The organism is Mesorhizobium sp. WSM4815, assembly GCF_055811575.1.
The window spans coordinates 93699-110695 of record NZ_JBVVQS010000082.1; the positions used below are offsets into that span (position 1 = coordinate 93699).

At 64.2% G+C, this 16997-nt stretch carries 16 protein-coding genes; 6 read left to right on the forward strand and 10 right to left on the reverse strand.

Annotation, left to right across the window (positions count from 1 at the left end):
• Nucleotides 1-81: 81 nt before the first annotated feature.
• Nucleotides 82-285, forward strand: coding sequence for a hypothetical protein (locus AC0L2B_RS07680; RefSeq protein WP_027152685.1), 204 nt, complete (start codon nucleotides 82-84; stop codon nucleotides 283-285).
• 14 nt (nucleotides 286-299) lie between these two features.
• Here AC0L2B_RS07680 and AC0L2B_RS07685 read toward each other — a convergent pair whose 3' ends face one another.
• Both AC0L2B_RS07685 and AC0L2B_RS07690 read right to left on the reverse strand, forming a co-directional pair.
• On the reverse strand, nucleotides 300-806 hold the full coding sequence (locus AC0L2B_RS07685; RefSeq protein ID WP_128247654.1) for an OsmC family protein: 507 nt from the start codon (nucleotides 804-806) through the stop codon (nucleotides 300-302).
• Between the two features lie 142 nt (nucleotides 807-948).
• A complete protein-coding gene (locus AC0L2B_RS07690) occupies nucleotides 949-1983 on the reverse strand; it encodes a MerR family transcriptional regulator (protein ID WP_473744804.1) in 1035 nt (344 codons plus the stop codon).
• A gap of 255 nt (nucleotides 1984-2238) precedes the next feature.
• On the opposite strand from AC0L2B_RS07690, the gene AC0L2B_RS07695 reads away from it, so the two are divergent.
• On the forward strand, nucleotides 2239-3114 hold the full coding sequence (locus AC0L2B_RS07695; RefSeq protein WP_473744805.1) for a DMT family transporter: 876 nt from the start codon (nucleotides 2239-2241) through the stop codon (nucleotides 3112-3114).
• 171 nt (nucleotides 3115-3285) lie between these two features.
• Here the strand turns inward: AC0L2B_RS07695 and AC0L2B_RS07700 are convergent, their stop codons facing one another.
• Nucleotides 3286-4149 carry a LysR substrate-binding domain-containing protein gene (locus AC0L2B_RS07700; protein WP_473744806.1) on the reverse strand — a complete coding sequence of 288 codons (864 nt, stop codon included), beginning with the start codon at nucleotides 4147-4149 and terminating at the stop codon, nucleotides 3286-3288.
• 113 nt (nucleotides 4150-4262) lie between these two features.
• Here AC0L2B_RS07700 and AC0L2B_RS07705 point away from each other — a divergent pair, with 113 nt between their 5' ends.
• On the forward strand, nucleotides 4263-4670 hold the full coding sequence (locus AC0L2B_RS07705; RefSeq protein ID WP_023800724.1) for a tautomerase family protein: 408 nt from the start codon (nucleotides 4263-4265) through the stop codon (nucleotides 4668-4670).
• Nucleotides 4671-4761: 91 nt separating this feature from the next.
• Here AC0L2B_RS07705 and AC0L2B_RS07710 read toward each other — a convergent pair whose 3' ends face one another.
• Nucleotides 4762-6435, reverse strand: coding sequence for a tetratricopeptide repeat protein (locus AC0L2B_RS07710; RefSeq protein WP_473744807.1), 1674 nt, complete (start codon nucleotides 6433-6435; stop codon nucleotides 4762-4764).
• A 439-nt stretch (nucleotides 6436-6874) separates the two neighbouring features.
• Here AC0L2B_RS07710 and AC0L2B_RS07715 point away from each other — a divergent pair, with 439 nt between their 5' ends.
• A complete protein-coding gene (locus tag AC0L2B_RS07715) occupies nucleotides 6875-9097 on the forward strand; it encodes an AMP-binding protein (protein WP_473744808.1) in 2223 nt (740 codons plus the stop codon).
• Nucleotides 9098-9229: 132 nt separating this feature from the next.
• Here AC0L2B_RS07715 and AC0L2B_RS07720 read toward each other — a convergent pair whose 3' ends face one another.
• The 3 genes from AC0L2B_RS07720 to AC0L2B_RS07730 form a co-directional block, all read right to left on the reverse strand.
• Nucleotides 9230-9493 carry a hypothetical protein gene (locus AC0L2B_RS07720; RefSeq protein WP_128247659.1) on the reverse strand — a complete coding sequence of 88 codons (264 nt, stop codon included), beginning with the start codon at nucleotides 9491-9493 and terminating at the stop codon, nucleotides 9230-9232.
• A gap of 185 nt (nucleotides 9494-9678) precedes the next feature.
• Nucleotides 9679-10494, reverse strand: a complete 816-nt coding sequence (locus AC0L2B_RS07725) for a CDP-alcohol phosphatidyltransferase family protein (RefSeq protein WP_023800727.1) — start codon at nucleotides 10492-10494, stop codon at nucleotides 9679-9681.
• Between the two features lie 3 nt (nucleotides 10495-10497).
• A complete protein-coding gene (locus AC0L2B_RS07730) occupies nucleotides 10498-11196 on the reverse strand; it encodes a phosphatidylserine decarboxylase (RefSeq protein ID WP_473744809.1) in 699 nt (232 codons plus the stop codon).
• Between the two features lie 244 nt (nucleotides 11197-11440).
• Here AC0L2B_RS07730 and AC0L2B_RS07735 point away from each other — a divergent pair, with 244 nt between their 5' ends.
• Nucleotides 11441-12313, forward strand: a complete 873-nt coding sequence (locus AC0L2B_RS07735; protein WP_473744810.1) for an SMP-30/gluconolactonase/LRE family protein — start codon at nucleotides 11441-11443, stop codon at nucleotides 12311-12313.
• A gap of 3 nt (nucleotides 12314-12316) precedes the next feature.
• Here the strand turns inward: AC0L2B_RS07735 and AC0L2B_RS07740 are convergent, their stop codons facing one another.
• The 3 genes from AC0L2B_RS07740 to AC0L2B_RS07750 form a co-directional block, all read right to left on the reverse strand.
• Nucleotides 12317-14203 carry an ABCB family ABC transporter ATP-binding protein/permease gene (locus tag AC0L2B_RS07740; protein ID WP_473744811.1) on the reverse strand — a complete coding sequence of 629 codons (1887 nt, stop codon included), beginning with the start codon at nucleotides 14201-14203 and terminating at the stop codon, nucleotides 12317-12319.
• Nucleotides 14204-14300: 97 nt separating this feature from the next.
• Nucleotides 14301-14627: an ArsR/SmtB family transcription factor gene (locus AC0L2B_RS07745; protein ID WP_473744812.1), complete on the reverse strand. Its 327-nt coding sequence runs from the start codon at nucleotides 14625-14627 to the stop codon at nucleotides 14301-14303.
• Between the two features lie 64 nt (nucleotides 14628-14691).
• Nucleotides 14692-16104, reverse strand: coding sequence for an Ig-like domain-containing protein (locus AC0L2B_RS07750; RefSeq protein WP_473744813.1), 1413 nt, complete (start codon nucleotides 16102-16104; stop codon nucleotides 14692-14694).
• Between the two features lie 164 nt (nucleotides 16105-16268).
• On the opposite strand from AC0L2B_RS07750, the gene AC0L2B_RS07755 reads away from it, so the two are divergent.
• Nucleotides 16269-16880, forward strand: coding sequence for an LOG family protein (locus AC0L2B_RS07755; protein WP_027152697.1), 612 nt, complete (start codon nucleotides 16269-16271; stop codon nucleotides 16878-16880).
• The last annotated feature ends 117 nt before the right edge of the window (nucleotides 16881-16997 follow it).

The window sequence follows — 16997 nt, forward strand, 5'->3', positions numbered from 1 at the left end:
CCACCGCGCCAGGCTGCGCTTTCGCCGATCGCCCAGAATTGATAGGATCACCCGACTCCCACAACAAGCGAGGAAATTTCCATGGCTTCGAGCGTAGCGCTGGTCTGGTATCTGGTGATTGCCGGCCCGCAAGGCGGCATGGTGGTGCTGCCCAGCACGTTCGACACTCGCGAACAGTGCGCCTTCGCCGTCACCGAATATCAGAAGCAGCCAACGCCGGCCGGCTGGTCGGTGCAGTGCGTGCCGAGCGCCTCGCCGTTCGCCGACGAGGGCGAAAGCGAGTAGCCGGCGGCGCGCGTTCAGCGCTGAGCGCTGACCGTCAGTTCCGGCCTCGTATTGATGGTCTGAAACACCACGCAATAGCGTTCGGTCAGCTTGAGCAGTGTGTCGACGCGCTCTTGTGGCTCGTCGCTGTCGAGGTTGAAATTCAGCCGGATGGCGCGGAAGCCGACCGGCGCATCTTTTGCCACGCCTAAGGTGCCGCGAAAATCGAGATCGCCTTCGGCCTCCACGGTGGCGGCGCCGAGTTTGAACTCCAGCGCCGTCGCCACTGCCTTCAGCGTTACGCCAGCGCAAGCGACCAGCGCTTCCAGCAGCATGTCGCCCGAGCACAGTTCGAGCCCGGAACCGCCGGTAGCCGGATGCAGACCGGCAACGGCGAGCGCCCTGCCGGTCTCGACCTTGCAGGCGATCGACTGGTCGTCGACCGAGCCCTTGGCCCGAAGCGTGATCAGCGCGCGCGATGCGTCGTCGCGATACGCCTCCTTGAGCGGCGCCTGCATGGCCTTCAGTCCGGTGGTGTCCATGTCCAACCCTTTTCGGCAGTCATTTTCATCGCTCGTCACGATACTCGAATAGAACCGGTACGGCCTAAACCTTGATTTCACGACATTTGGATCGGAGTGACAAGCTGTCCAGACATTGCTGCGTCGTTAGACTTGATGCCTTTCATGCGGCCTGGGGCCGCCACGCGATGACGCCGTCCGTCCGCGCCCGCACCTCGGGTGAGGCCAGGCAGGTGGCGACGGCCTCGTAGCCGGGAGTGCCGGGGTACCGGGCGACGTACGTTGGCGGGCTGTGATTGGCGGGGCAGAGGATGATCGCTTCGTCGGTGCCGACAGCCGCCAGGTCGAGTATCGCGCAGGAGCGCGTGAGCAGAAAAAGCGGTCGACCGCCGGGGCCGCGGCGACGCAAATGGGCAATCAGGGCTTCTTGCGAGGCTTGATCCAGCCCCTGTTCGATCATGTCGACGACCAGGATGGCCGGACCTTCGGCTTCCAATCCGACGAGTAGAGCGATCATTGCGTCGGACACCGCGGCACCGTCCTCGACGAGCCAGGCCAGCGTCTGATCGACCCGCGACCTGAGAGCTGGGTCGGCGTCCACACGAGCCGGAGCCGCCGCACAGCCATTCGCCAGTCGATCCAAGCCAAGGAAGGCGGCGTCAGGCAATGTCTCGGCCAGGCGCTGAGCCAGCCGGGTCTTGCCACTGCCCAGCGGGCCGATGATGTAGTTCAGCGGTCGGATCTGTCCCAGTTCGAACCGCTCGCCTCCCCAAGGCCAGGGAAGGTCGAAAGCGACGCTGAGCGTAGCCTCTGGCGCCAGCAGGCGCGCCAGTTCCCCGGCGCTTGGCGCTTCGCCTCGAGCGAGGTCGTCCCGCAGGCTGCCGATCTTCTCTATTACGCCGACAAGCTGGCGCAGCCGGCTCTCGAGTACTGCCTGGTGTGCGGCCAAGGCCGGCTCCATGCCCCGGGAGTCACCCTCCATCACCCGCGCCACCTGGGCTAGGCTGAAGCCAAGCGCGCGCAGGGCCGCGATCTCGGCGGCGCGGCTCATTTCGACAGGACCGTAGGCGCGCCATCCGGCCGCAGTGCGGATCGGAGCAATCAGGCCGCGCTGCTCATAAAGCCGCAGGGCCTTGGCCGACACCCCGAGCCGGCCGGCGGCTTCGGAAGCGTTCAGGAACTGGGCGGAAGAGTTCATGAATCACCTTGTTGCTGTTGACCGCCTTTCTATCGGGGCTGACCCTGGGGCCGAGTCAACAGGGATGTTCGCGGTCCGCAGGAGCCGTGGGAGAGGCAAGATCACTTCGTGTCGAACTGACACATCGGCTTTGATGAGATGAATCGACTTGCAAAAGGGCATTTCCGCAGCGGCTGCAGGATACGGCATCCCCTGCTGACAGTACGGTGTCAGGACAGGGCAGCATAGTCTGGTGACATGACCGGATTCCCAACCATGCCTGACACCGCCGCCGAGCGCACCCTTGGCATCATCCTGGTTTCGGCGTCGGCAGCCGTCTTCGGCCTCACCGGCGTGCTAACCAAGTCGATCAATGCCGATCCGCTGACCATCACCTGCTGGCGGGGCTTCGTTGGGTCGATCCTGATCACCCTCTATGTGCTTTGGCGGCGCCGTCAATCCGGTGGGCGTGAAAGCCTGCGCCTCGGCTGGCGCGGCTGGCTGTTGGCGAGCGAGGGCGCGCTAGCCAGCATCGCCTTCATCTCGGCGTTCAAGTTCACCTTCGTCGCCAATGTTGCGATCATCTACGCCACTGCGCCCTTCGTCACCGCGCTGCCTGCCTTCATTCTGGTTCGTGAGCGCTTCCGGCTGCAGACGCTTGCCGCCGCCGCCGTGTCGCTCAGCGGCGTGGCGATCATGGTCTGGTCCGGCTTCGGCACCGGCCATCTGTTCGGCGACGGGCTGGCGCTGCTGATGACAATCGGCAGCGCGCTCTACATGATCATGGTGCGCGCTTTCCGCGACACGCCGGTAGTGTGGGCCGGGGCGGTGTCGGCATTCCTTTTGTTCGTGCTCGGTTGGTTCGTCACCGATCCATTGGCCGTCTCGGCCAGGGACGCAGTGTTGCTCGTCGCCTTCGGCACGTCGTTCGCGCTGGCCTCTATTCTGTGGACGGAGGGCGCGCGGCTCATTCCGGCTGCCGAATCCGGCCTGCTGGGCTCGGCTGAAGTACCGTTCGCGATCCTGTTCGCCTTCCTGTTCCTGGCCGAGGTCCCGCCAGCCGCCAGCATGATCGGCGGCGCCATCGTGCTCTGCGCGGTGTTCGCCCATGGCGGGCGCGACTGGCAAGCGGCCAGGCAGCGCTCTGCCTGAGAAAAATTTGCCCCCGAAAATAAAACTGCGGGTGCAAATAAATTAGCAAGGTCATGGAACCATCAACAGGTTCAGGCATTGTTGGCTTTGACGGGTCATCCAAGTCCCCCCAAACCCCTCGGCCCGTCTAACCTATAGCCGATCGCAAGGTCGGCTTTTTCTTTTGCGAAATCAGCTCGGTGCGCCTGGCAAGGCAAGGTTGCCGCTGAACAGCGCAGCCAGATCCTGGGCCGGGGGCTCGGCATCCTGGCGCAGCCGGATGGCGAACTCGGCGATGGGAACCTGCGGCAGGCCAAACCCGCGCGGTGCCTCGACGATGCCGGAATGGGCAAACCGCGCCGTCCGCAGCGTCAGAGCAATGCCGGCATGCACCGCCGTGCGCAGCCCGGCCAGGCTGGCACTGCCGGCGGCGATGCGGTAGCGGCGGCCTGCCCTGTCGAGTGCCGCGATCGCCGCTTCGCGAAAGCCGCAATGCGGATCGAGCAGCGCCAGCGGCAGTTCGTCCTGGTGTGTGGCCAAGCCTCTTTGCGAACAGAGCCACATCATCGGTTCGCGGAGCACGCCGATCTCGTCCGGCGCCGGAGCCTGTCGCATGGCGACCATCAGATCGAGGATGCCGGTTTGCAGCGCCTCGGCCAATTCGGCGGAGCGGCCGACGCGCAGTTCGATCCTGACGCGCGGATAGCTCGCGGCAAAGGCCCTGAGCAAATCCGGCAGCCCGCTGTCGGCGAAATCTTGTGTCGTGCCGATGGCCACGCGCCCATCGGCTCGCACGCCCTTGAGGGCCAGCCACGCTTCGCGATGCACAGCAAGGATGCGCCGCGCATGACCGGCCAGATCTTCGCCCGCCGGCGTCAGGACGCGCCCTCTTCCCTGCGGCGCCAGAAGTGGTTCGCCGACAATATCCTCAAGCCGCTGCATCTGCGTGGTCACCGCCGACGCCGAGCGCCCGACAAATGACGCCGCCTGCGCCAGCGAGCCGCGGTCGACGAAGGCGAGAAAGGTTTTGAGGAGGTCGGGGTCGAGCATTGTCATAATTCGACGGTATCAAAGTTTTCCCTGAAAACAATTCGATTTTCATAACGCAGAAGCGATGGCAAAGATTTCTGACGGCGAGGAGACGCCGCGTAATCCCGAGGAGAGAAATTATGCCGATCATCAATGTCAGCGTCACAGGCAAGCCCGATGCCGTTTTGTCCGCCGCTATCGCCAGGCAGGTGACCGAACTGACCGCCACGCATTTGCGCAAGGATGCGACGATCACAGCGGTGGCCATTTCCTACCATGACCCGGAGCACTGGTTCGCCGGCGGCAAGTCGTTGGCCGAGCATGACGCCAACAGTTTCTGGCTCGACATCAAGGTGGTCGACGGCACCAACACCAAGCTCGAGCTGGAGGCCTATCTCAAGGCGCTCTTCCTTGGCTTTGGCAGCCTGCTGGGCAAGGTGCATGAGGAGAGCTATGCCTTCGTGCATGAAGTCCCGGCCGCCGCCTATGGCTATGGCGGCAAGACGCAGGAATTCCGCTTCATCAGCGGGAGGCTGAAAGCGGCGTGAATGACGCCCCTTGGGTTCCCTTGCGGGGAGAGATAGGGCGCAGGCATTCGTCTCACGGCTGAAACGGGCAACACCCGCAACGGCGCGTTGATCATGACGCGCAGCACTCGTCGCCGAGACGGCAAAAGCACGACGCGCGAATCTCGACGTCGGCCCGCGACATCGCCAGATCGAGGCGAGGCTGAATGGCGTCGGCCTCTTCGTGCTGGCCAAGCCGATGCAGGGCTTCGACATAGCCGTGCAGGCCCCAGACGTTGTCGGGGTGCCGCGAGATCCGTCTGTAGCCACGATCCATTCCCAGATCCGCCTCATAGACCTGCGCCGCTTCTCGGGCGTGCCCCTGCTCGAGGAGTAAGGCCCCAAGGGCGTGCCGTGTCGGCTGCATCCAGCCCCAAGGCTCGTCATAGGGAAGGCCGTCGTCCCGCGCCACTGCGGCGCGGAGATGCGCGAAGGCCGCTTCGTGATCGTCCTTCCGATACGCGATCTCGCCTCGAAGCATCTCCGCGGCGACCGCCAGGATGTCGACGTAGCGGTAATTGAAGAACATGCGCGCTTCCGGAACGCGGGCGAACGCCTCCTCGAAGCGGCGCTGCTCCGCTTCGGCCACGGCTGTTTGTCCGAGCGCGGCATGGGCAATGCCCTTAGCATAGTGCCAGACCGTCGTGGTCGCGCGGTAGAGATCTGGATCCTCGGGAAGCGGTTCGTCCAGAATCTCCTGCCATTTGCCGAACCGCACCAGCACGTGCGCTTTCATGGGCAAATAGCCTTCCAGCCAGTCGGCCATCGGCGGCGTTGCCTGTCGCAGCAGCGCTTCCGGGACGGTGGCAAGCATTTCGTTGGCTGCTTCCAGGGCGGGACGGAACTGGCCGAGGAACATCGCCGCATAAAGCTTGAAATGATAGTCGTGACATCGCGAGAGGGTATAGAAGTTGAAGGGACCCTCCCGCTCCAGATACTTGCGGTCGGCTTCGATTGCCCGCTCGTTGGCGACTAGCGCTGAGTGATAGTCACCGCAGAGAATATCGATGTGCGAGGGCATGTGCCGCAAATGGCCGGCGTCCGGCACGAGATCGCGAAGGGTATCGGCCGGGCGCAGTGCCCGTTCGGGATGCGGCGACATCTCCATGGCGTGAATGTAGAGATGGATGAGGCCGGGGTGCGCGACCTCACGCTCATCCGATAGGCGCAGGCTCTGTTCCAGCACCGCCACGACTTCGACTGTATCGGCGCCCTCAGCGGGTTCGCCGCTCTCGAGGTCCCACAACTGCCAGGGTGTGCGGTCCATCAATGCCTCAGCGAAGAGCGCGGCGACGTCGGCATCGTCCGGAAACGCTGCGTAGACTTTCCGCATTGCCCCCGCATAGGCGTCGCTCCAGGTGCGCAGGTCTTCGTTATCCGCCACGTGATCCGACTGGTAGCGACGCTCCAACCCCCGGATCAGCGCCTTCTCCACCGGCCCCGCACCATTGGCGAGCGCCAGCGCTTCCTCCGTCGCGCGGCGCGCCTCGACCAGCGTCTGCTTAAGGTCCTCCTCGTTGAAGTCGGCCCACGGCTTGTTGTAATAGGGGCCGAGGGCATAGGCGACGCCCCAATGGGCCATGGCGCAGCCGGGATCACATTCGGCCGCTTTGCGGAAACACTTGACCGCCTCTTCGTGGTTGAATCCATAACGCCAGATGAGGCCGCGATCGAACCAGACCTGAGCCTCGGACGAGCTTGTCGTCACCGGCCGGCTATATCGACCGAGGTTATAATAGTCGTGCATCGCACCCCCCAACAGACAAATAGCGGCAGGGTATGCCCCCCTACCGGGCGATAGCCTGCGGTTGTAGCGTAAGGCGAGGAACGCTTCCTCCCTGCAAAGGTTCCGGTCGACCGAACAGGGCCTTCTCTAAAGACAAGATCTGCACCCATCTGACTGTCTCACGGAGCATCCAACATAGTCTACGAACCGGACACCCATTCGCAAATGTAGGCGAGGTGCCGAATGCGGTGGGCTGTTCGAGCAGCATCTGCATTTGCGCCGAATACGGCAAGACGCCGAAACTGACGAAGATTGTGGCGACGCCCATCAAGGAGTATCGGGCACGGCGGGCGGCGAGAAGAAAGAACCTCCGCATTGACGTTGAGCCCACTTCGTCTAGGTTCTCATCGAAGCGGTCACGAAGAGCCGCGAGGTCAAAATCTGTTGGGAGAGACGCGGCATGATCCTGACACTGGCGCTGCTTGCGGGTCTCGTCGCGGCCTGGCTGCTGATCGGCGTGGTGGAAAAATTCCGCCTCGGCCTGCGCTTCACGCAGGCGCTGCTCTATGTGCCGTTCAAGCTCGTCTACCGGATTGCCGATGATCGTATCAAGATCGCCCGCAGAACAGCCGCCCCGGTCATTTACGTCATTTCGCACCAGTCGCGCCTCGAACCGGCGCTGATGCTGTCACTGCTGCCGGAAGACACGCTGCACATCCTCGACGAGGTCTCGGCGCGATCACCCTGGCTCGAACCATGGCGCGAGCTTGGCCGCACTATCGCTTTCAACGCTGAGCATGTCTTCGTCAGCCGCCGGCTGGTGCGGGTGCTGAAGGGCAAGGGCCGCCTTGCCGTCTATCTGCCGGATGCGGTCGAGCCTGACATCAAGACATTTCGCCTGTTTCGCGCCGTCACCCGCATCGCCATGCAGGCCGACGCCCGCATCGTGCCGATCTTCGTTGCCGGCGCGCGCACGCTGCCGGTATCGCTGACGCCGGCGGACAAGGCGCCGCGGCGCTGGTTTCCAAGCCTGTCGATCAGCGTGCTAGAGCCGATGACCATCGCCGAGTTGGTAGCGCGAAACCCTGATCAGTCTTCGAACACCAATGCGCTGTTCGACCGTTTCGCCGAAGCCCGGCTTTTCGGCAGCGATCTTGACCGCGGCCTGTTCCTCGCCATACGCGACGCCGCCGACCGAGTCGGCGCCTCGCATCCCATCGTCGAAGACGTGGTGAGCGGCACGCTGGATTACAGAAAGCTGTTCATCGGCGCGCGGGTGCTGGGCCGCCGCTTCGAGGCGGTGACGGCGCCGAATGAAGCGGTTGGAGTGCTGCTGCCCAACGCCAACGGTGTCGTGCTGTCACTCGTTGGCCTGTTGTCGGCGAGCCGGGTGGCGGCGATGATCAACTACACCGCAGGCCCGGCCAGCGTCACCGCCGCCGTGCGCACGGCGGAGATCCGCACCGTGGTCTCGTCGCGCGCCTTTGTCGACAAGGCCAGCCTCGCTGACATCGTCGCGGCGGTAGAGGAAGGCGGCGCCAGGCTGTTGTGGCTGGAGGATGTGCGGGCCAGCGTAACCGTACTGGACAAGCTCGCCGCCGCCTTGCTGTGGCGCTGGCCGCTGCAGCCGCAGAATGCGGCCAAACCAGCGGTGATCCTGTTCACCTCAGGCTCGGAAGGCACGCCGAAGGCGGTGGTCCTGTCGCACAGAAATCTTCTCGCCAACGCGATGCAGGCTGAGGCCCGCATCACCATCTCGCCGGCCGACATCCTGCTCAACGTGCTGCCGGTGTTCCACTCGTTCGGGCTCACCGGCGGCACCATCCTGCCGCTGGTCACCGGCGTGAAACTGTTCCTCTACCCCTCGCCGCTGCACTACAAGCTGATCCCCGAGGTCGCCCGCAAGGCAAGGCCGACGGTCATGTTCGGCACCGACACGTTCCTCGCCAACTATGCGCGCACCGCCAAGGACGGCGATTTCTCCAGCCTGCGCTTCATCGTCGCCGGCGCCGAGGCGGTGAAACCGGAGACGCGCCGCGTCTACCGGGAGCGCTTCCAGGCCGAGATCATCGAGGGTTTCGGGCTGACCGAGGCAGCGCCCGTCGTTGCCGTCAACACCGCCATCCACGGCCGCGACGGCACGGTCGGGCGACTGTTGCCGGGCATGCGCATGAAGCTCGAGCCGGTCGAGGGCATCAGCGGCGCCGGACGGTTATTGCTCAAGGGGCCGAATTTGATGATGGGCTACATGACCTCAGATCGGCCCGGGGAATTGCAGCCGCTCGACGGCTGGCACGATACCGGCGACATTGTTTCTGTCGACCGCGAGGGCTTCATTACCATTCGCGGCCGGGCCAAGCGCTTCGCCAAGATCGCCGGCGAGATGGTGTCGCTGGGCGCGGTCGAGATGCTGGTGCAGTCGCTGTGGCCGGAAGAGCACCACGCTGTGGTGGCGGTGCCGGACGAGCGCCGCGGCGAGCGTATCGTGCTGGTCACCACCGCCGATGACGCCGACCCCGATGAATTGCGCAAATTCGGCAGACAAGCCGGCGCCGCCGATCTGATGGTGCCGAACGACATCGTCAAGGTCGAGGAAATCCCGGTGCTGGGCTCCGGCAAGACCGACTACGTCTCGACCCGCAAACTGGCGATTGACCGACTGGGGCTCAGCGCGGCGGCCTAGCGCCTAAAGCGCGTCGCGTCTGGAGGGATTTATGCGACGCGCTTTAAGTTCTTGCTTGAATGCATCTTGTTGTCCCAAAATCGCTGCGCACCTTCGGGTCAGGCCCGAGGGCATGCTTTTGGGCGACATGCATTACAGGACCACCACCGCCAACAGCAGGATGAACCCGACCGCCATCATCAGCAGGCCCGGCCAGTTCTGCGACAGCCCGAGGAAACCGAGGCCGCGCCGCCGCGGCTCAAGTGTCGGGCCTGGCGTTGCAAGATTTGGCGTCGAGCGATCCGGCGCCGCGCGAGCAGGCGCCGGATCGCTGAGCCGCCCACGCCAAAGGGCTGCGCCGGCCATATACACAACGCCAGCGACAATGAGCAACGCGCCAATGAGGACGACAGCCATTTCTCCTCACTCTTCTTTAAGCTCCTGCGCCTGGGACAGCAGCTTCAAGGCTGATAGCGAGGCGTTCGCGACGTCGCTCGCCTCGCCCGCTGAGTCAGAACGGACAAGACGCCGGCAGGTTCCGCTAGAGCGGGATGCGTCCGACTTGAACTAATTGAACTATCAGCGAATTGGCGACAGATCTGTCAGCCGAAGTCCGAAGGCGGCACCTTCTCGCCTTCGCGCTTGGCGCGCCTGGAATAGGCGCGGATGCTGAGCGGCAGGAAGAGCAGATAGCCGGCAACCGACGCCGTCAGCGTGTACCAGGGATAGGTCATCAACAGCAGGATGTAGAGGACGACACCGAGGATGATCGGCAGCACCTTGTCGCCCGGGACTTTCAGGCTTTTTCCGGAATAGACCGGCAGCCGGCTGACCAGCAGGAAGGCTATCAGAACGGTGAAACCGGCGGCGATGAAGGCGGCAGGGCGGGACGGCTCCACACCAAGCCGCAGGAAGTACAGGTAAAGCGGCAGCATCACCAGCACGGCGCCCGCCGGCGCCGGCACGCCGACGAAATACTCGGTCTGCCACTGCGGGCGATCAGTTTCTTCGTCGAGCACGTTGTAGCGAGCGAGTCTCAGCCCGCAGGCGATGGTGAACAGCAGCGCGGCAATCCAGCCCGGCGAGCCGGCCTGGTCGAGCAGGAAGGCATAGAGCACCAGCGCGGGTGCTACGCCGAAATTGACGATGTCGGCCAGCGAATCCATCTGCGCGCCGAATTTGGACGTCGCCTTCAGCATGCGTGCCAGACGGCCGTCGATGCCGTCGAGGAAGGCGGCCAGCAGCACCATCACCACTGCCGGCTCGAAACGGCCTTCGAAGCCGAAGCGGATGCCCGAGAGGCCGGCGCAGATGGCGAGCACTGTGACAAGATTGGGCAGCACCATGCGCATCGGAATTTCACGGATGCGCGGGCCGCCGCTGCCATGCGCCTCGAATTTTTTGAACGGCGCGCCCACGGCTCAGGACACCCGCACGAGCGGCGTTGCGGCAACGCCGCCGAATTCGGCCAGTATGGTTTCACCGCCGACCGCAGTCTGGCCGACGGCGACACGCGGCGTTGCGGTCGACGGCAGGAACACATCGACGCGCGAGCCGAAGCGGATCAGCCCGAAGCGCTCGCCGATGCCGATCGTGCCGCCGGTCTCGGCCCAGCAGACGATGCGCCGCGCCACCAGGCCGGCGATCTGCACCGCGGCCACCGTGCCGTTGGGGCTGTCGATAACCAGGCCATTGCGCTCGTTGTCGGCACTCGCCTTGTCAAGTGCGGCGTTGAGGAACTGGCCGGGCCGATGCTCTATCCTTGTGATGCGGCCGCGCACGGGAGCCCGGTTCACGTGGCAGGAGAAGACGTCCATGAACACCGAGATGCGGGTCATCTCGCCGCCCCCGAAGCCAAGTTCGCGCGGTGGCACTGCAGGACCGACCGCCGTGATGATGCCGTCGGCCGGGCTCACCACCAGCCGGTCGTCGACCGGCGTGACGCGCTCGGGATCGCGGAAGAAATAGACGCACCAGGCCGTCAGCATGAGGCAGATCCAGAACAGGATCGAAGAGAAATAGCCGAGGAAAAGCGTCACCGCTGCGAAGGCGGCGATAAACGGATAGCCTTCGCGATGGATCGGAACCAACGTTTTCTTGATCGTGTCGACGAGGTCCATGGAATGGAAACAGCCTAGTTTCAGGTCCGGCCTCAATAGCGGAAACACCCTGTGGCCGCAACGCGACAATGAAGGAACGCCGGATCCGGCGTTCTCGTCCGCATTAGCCGATCGCGGGCGTTGGAAGGGGTCCAATGCGCCTGTCCAAAAAAGCATGACTGGTGTCGGGGCGAACCGGCCTCATGCGTCCTTGGAGATACGGGCCTTGTCAAAGCGCCCGCCGAACGAAAGATGGAGGCAACAAATGCTGTCACGGAAATCAGCAGCAAAGGAAGCGCGGGTCGTGATGAACGGTCTGGCGTTCGGCGAATCGCCGCGCTGGCATGATGGCAGGCTTTGGATCTGCAACTGGGGAACCGGCCAGATCATCGCCGTCGATGCCGACGGCAACAGTGAGGTCATGCTCACCGTGCCGGCCACCCTGCCCTATTCGGTCGACTGGCTGCCGGACGGTCGCCTGGTCGTCGTCTGCGGGCGTGAGGGCTTGGTGCTGCGGCAGGAAGCAGACGGGACGCTGGTCACCCACGCCGATCTGCGACACCTCTCAGGGAACGCCTGGAACGAGATCGTCGTCGACGGGCGCGGCAACATCTACGTCAATGGCGGTGGGCCAGCGCCGGTTCCCGGCCAGCATTTCGGCCCCGGCACCATCGTGCTGATTGCACCGGACGGGTCGGTGCGGCAGGTGGCGGACAAGATCGCCTTCGCCAATGGGATGGTGGTGTCGCCTGACAACAAGACGTTGATCGTCGCCGAGTCCCACGCCAACAGGCTGACCGCCTTCGACATCGCCGCCGATGGCGGCCTTGCCAACCGGCGGCGATGGGCCGACCTCGGCAACGGCTTTCCCGACGGCATCTGCCTCGATGCCGAAGGCGCCATCTGGTATGCCGACGTCCCCAACCGGCACTGCGTGCGGGTGCGCGAGGGCGGGGCGATGCTCGACAGTGTCGATGCCGATCGCGGCTGCTTTGCCTGCATGCTCGGCGGCGCCGACGGCAAGACGCTGTTCATCGTCGCCGCCGAATGGCGCGGCTTCGAGCACATGATCAGCGATGCGCGCACCGGCCAGGTGCTCAGCATCGAAGGTTCCGCGCCGGGAGCTGGCTGGCCGTAGGGGCTACGACACCTCGGAGGGGCGGCGGCGGACGACAACGCCGAACTCGTCGCGCTCGCGAGCAATGCGCAACCGCTCCTCGGCCTCGGTTGCCTCACGCTGGCGATCCCACATCGACGCGTACAGGCCGGCCTTGCGCATCAAGGCGGCATGCGTGCCGCGCTCGGCGATCTGGCCGTCCTGCAGCACGATGATCTCGTCGGCCGAAATCACCGTCGACAGCCGGTGGGCGATGACGATGGTGGTGCGACCCTTGCTGACGAGGTCGAGTGCCGCCTGGATCTCCTGTTCGGTATGGCTGTCGAGAGCCGAGGTCGCCTCGTCGAGCATCAGGATCGGCGGCGCCTTCAAAATGGTGCGGGCGATTGCCACGCGCTGCTTCTCACCGCCGGACAATTTCAGTCCGCGCTCTCCAACCATCGAACGGTAGCCGTCGGGCAGCCGCTCGATGAACGGCCCGATCTGGGCGAGTTCTGCCGCCTTGCGCACATCCTCCTCGCTGGCATCGACGCGGCCGTAGCGGATGTTGTAGGCGATGGTGTCGTTGAACAGCACGGTGTCCTGCGGCACCATGCCGATCGCCGCGCGCAAGCTCTGCTGAGTCACGTCGCGAATGTCCTGGCCGTCGATCAGAATCTTGCCGCCCTGGATGTCGTAAAAGCGGAACAGCAGCCGCGAAATGGTCGACTTGCCGGCGCCCGATGGCCCGACAATGGCAACCGTCTTGCCGGCCGGCACTTCGAAGCTGACGCCTTTCAGGATCTTGCGGTTGGGATCGTAGGAAAACTGCACGTCGCGGAACTCGACCTTGCCGGAGCCGACGACCAGCGGCTTGGCACCCGGCTTGTCGACGATCTCCTGCGGCACATCGAGCAGATCGAACATCTGCTCGATGTCGGTCAGGCCCTGGCGGATTTCGCGATAGATGAAGCCGATGAAGTTGAGTGGCACCGAAAGCTGGATCAGCATGGCGTTGATGAAGACGAAGTCTCCAACCGTCTGCGTGCCGGCCTGCACCTCCAGCGCCGAAAGGCACATGACGATAACCGTGCCGAGACCGAAGATGACGCCCTGGCCGAAGTTCAGCCAGCCGAGCGAGGTCCATATCCGGGTGGCGGCGGTCTCGTAGCGCGCCATCGAACGGTCGAAGCGCTCGGCTTCCATGCCCTCGTTGTTGAAATACTTGACCGTTTCGAAATTGAGCAGCGAGTCGATCGCCTTGGTGCTGGCATCGGTGTCGCTGTCGTTCATGTCGCGGCGAATGACGATGCGCCAGTCGCTCGCCCTGATGGTGAACCAGATATAGAGGCAGACCGTCACCGCCACCACAGCCACGTACTTCCAGCCATAGGTGACCGCGAATATGCCGGCTGTCAGCGCGAATTCGAGGATGGTCGGCAAGGTGTTGAGCACGGTGAAGCGGACGATCGTCTCGATGCCCTTGGTGCCGCGCTCGATGATGCGCGACAGGCCGCCGGTGCGGCGCTCGAGATGGAAGCGCAGCGACAATTGATGCATGTGGACGAACGTGCGGAAGGCGAGCTGGCGCACCGCATATTGGCCGACGCGGGCAAACAGCGCGTCGCGCAGCTGGTTGAAACCGAGCTGCACCAGCCGCACGACATTGTAGGCGATGACCAGCATGACCGGCGCCAGCATGAAGGCCGGCAGCGGCGGCGCCGACTTGGCGTCACCAGCCAGCGCATCGGTCGCCCATTTGAAGAAGTAGGGACCGGCAACCAGCGTCAGCTTGGCGACGACCAGAAGCACCGTTGCCCACACCACCCGCGCCCGCAGGTCGGCACGGTCGGCCGGCCACATATAGGGCCAAAGATTGCGCAATGTCTTGAAGGTCGAGCCAGAATCGGCGGAGACGGTTTTTTCGGCCATTTTATCGCCTTTTCGTATTTCTTATTGCTTGACCATGATCTTTACCGAAAACCGGCTTCCACTTTTCGCTGACGCGGCCTTCGTTCGAGATGATGGTCTAGCGGCCGGAGCAGCACGAATTGACCAGCGCGGCCAGCGATGCAGAAAGATCTTCGAGCGCATCGCTGTCGACTTCATAGCGCGAGCGTTGCCGATCCGGCTGGTAGCGGACGAGCCCGGCATCGACAAGTATCTTCAGGTGCTGCGAAACGGTGGACTGCGCCAGGTCGAGATGGTCGACGACCTCGCGGCAGCAGCAGGAGCGGCTGGCCGAAAGGTGCCGGAGAATTTCGATCCGGGTCGGATGCGAAAGCGCGGCGAGCTTCGCGGCGACGGTCTGGCTGTCGGCGAAGCGGCAGGTCTTCTCGGTCAAGGGAGCGTTCATCGTCTATCGGCGATAGACGATGAATGAACTTTCCGCAAGAGCCCGCTAGAGAAGAAAAGGATTTCTAGTTGGCCTTTGTCGGGGCCGTCGTCATCTGGTCGCCCATCGCCTTGAGGTTGGCGGCTTCGCCTTCCTGCGATTTTCCGGGGACCTTGAACACCTGCCCCGGCCAGATGCGGTCGGGATTCCTGATCTGATCCTGATTGGCGAGGTAGATGGTCGAGTAGCGAACGCCTTGGCCGTAGACGCGCCGCGAAATCCGCCACAGCGTATCGCGGCGGCGGATGATAACGGCGCTGTCGGCGTGTTCGAGCTTCGGCGCCGCGGTCTCGGGCACTCCGGTCGGGGGCGTCGCAGCCGCCATATCGGCTGGCGCCTCGGCCGCGGGCGCCGCAGGCGTGGTTGCCGGCGCGGCCGGCTTTGCCTCGGCAGGCGCCACGGCGGCGATCGACTCGCCCGGCTCGCGCTCGAACGGCACGGCGGCACGGGCCACCACCTTGACCCCGTCGGCATCGAGCGCATCGACGTGGATCGTATAGGTGCCGACCGGAATGTTGCGCGTCGCCTCGACCAGGAAATGGCCGTCGGGCGAAGTCTTCGCGTCGCCGAGCAAGATATCGTTGGCATAGGCGCGTACCTTGCGGCCGGGGTCGGCGAGCCCGGCGACGAAGATCTTGTTGCCGTCGATCTCGATCGCTTCGACGACGACCTTTGGCCCTGCAGCTGGTGTCGCTGGTGCGGCCGGCCCGCCCGGAGCGGGCGCGGGGACGGCTTCGACGGTGGCCGGCGCCGTGGCAGCCGGTGCGGCTGGGGCTGGTGCTGCGGCAGCGGAGTCCTCGGCAGCGGAGTCCTCGGAAGCCGGGGCGGCCGCCTTGTCGCCGGCAGGCGGCGATTCAGGCTTTGTCTCGGGTGTAGGAACGGTGAGCAATTCGGAGGCCTTGCCCGGCTCCTCGATCATCGCCAGCACCTGGCCAGCAGGACTCTTGGGAATCGAGACGATAGCCGTCTGCGCCGAGGGGGTCACGACATTGCCGGTCATCGAGCGCAGCGCGATCGTGTAATCGCCGGGTTTCAGCGCATCGTCGAGAACGATGGCAAAAGCGCCATCGGCACCGGCGACCGTCGAGCCGAGAACCGTCGAACCGTTGAGAATCTCGACCTTGGCGTTGGGTGCGGCTTTGCCGGCGACGACAATAGAGCCCTTGATCTCGACCCGAACGATGTCGAAAGTCGGCGCAATCGCATCGGCCGTGGCCGGCGCTGCCGGTGCCATCGCACCAGCGGCAGGCGCCAGCGGCGGCGGTGCATCGGTCACTGGTTCGGCCGGCGTCTCCACCAGCGGCGTCAGCGATGCCACTTCCGCCGGCGGCGTGCGATTGAGATACGGATCGAGCGCGCCCGACACATAGGCGGTTCCCGCCGCGGCGACGGAGCCGCCGACGACGAACAAAAACGCCTTCAAAGGATTAATTGCCATATTTCCCTGCCCTTAGCCACCTAATGCGGTCTAGCCTGTTTTGCCCAAGGCGACAAGAACAAGGGGGACCGACAGGAAAAAGGGCCGACACGAATAAACGGGGCCGACAAGAAAAAACCCGCCCGGGCTTGACCGCGAATAAAGACCCCATCACCAATCATCTCATGAACACGATTCGATCCATCTGCGTCTATTGCGGCTCGTCTCCGGGCCGCGATGTAACCTATGCCAAGGCCGGACACCTGCTTGGGCGTTCGATCGCCAAGTCCGGCCTGCGTCTGATCTATGGCGGCGGCACCAGGGGCATCATGGGAGCCGTCGCCGAGGGCGCAATGCGGGCCGGCGGCAAGGTGACGGGGATCATTCCGCGCTTCCTGATCAACAGGGAGGCCACCGAAACCGCGCTTGACCGGCTTGACGAGCTCGTCATCACCGAAAACATGCACGAGCGCAAACATACGATGTTCGAGAAATCCGACGCGTTTGTGGCGCTTCCGGGCGGCATCGGCACGGTCGAGGAAATCATCGAGATCATGACCTGGGGCCAGCTCGGCCATCATCGCAAGCCGATCGTCTTCGGCAACGTTGGAGGATTCTGGGACCCGATGCTGGCGCTGCTCGACCATATGATGGCCGAAGGCTTCATCCACACCGCGCAGCGGGTCAGGCCGCTGGTGGTCGACGATCCGGAAGCGATCGTCGCTGCCATCATGGTCGCGGGATCGTCGGTCGACGCACCGACCGAAGGCGTGCAGTCGGTGATCGACAAGCTTTAGGGTATAGGGGAGTATGTAGTGCATGCCGCGCTCATGAGGCGCTGCCCTACTGCCCTACTGCCCTACTGCCCTACTGCCCTACTGCCCTACTGCCCTACTGCCCTACTGCCCTACTGC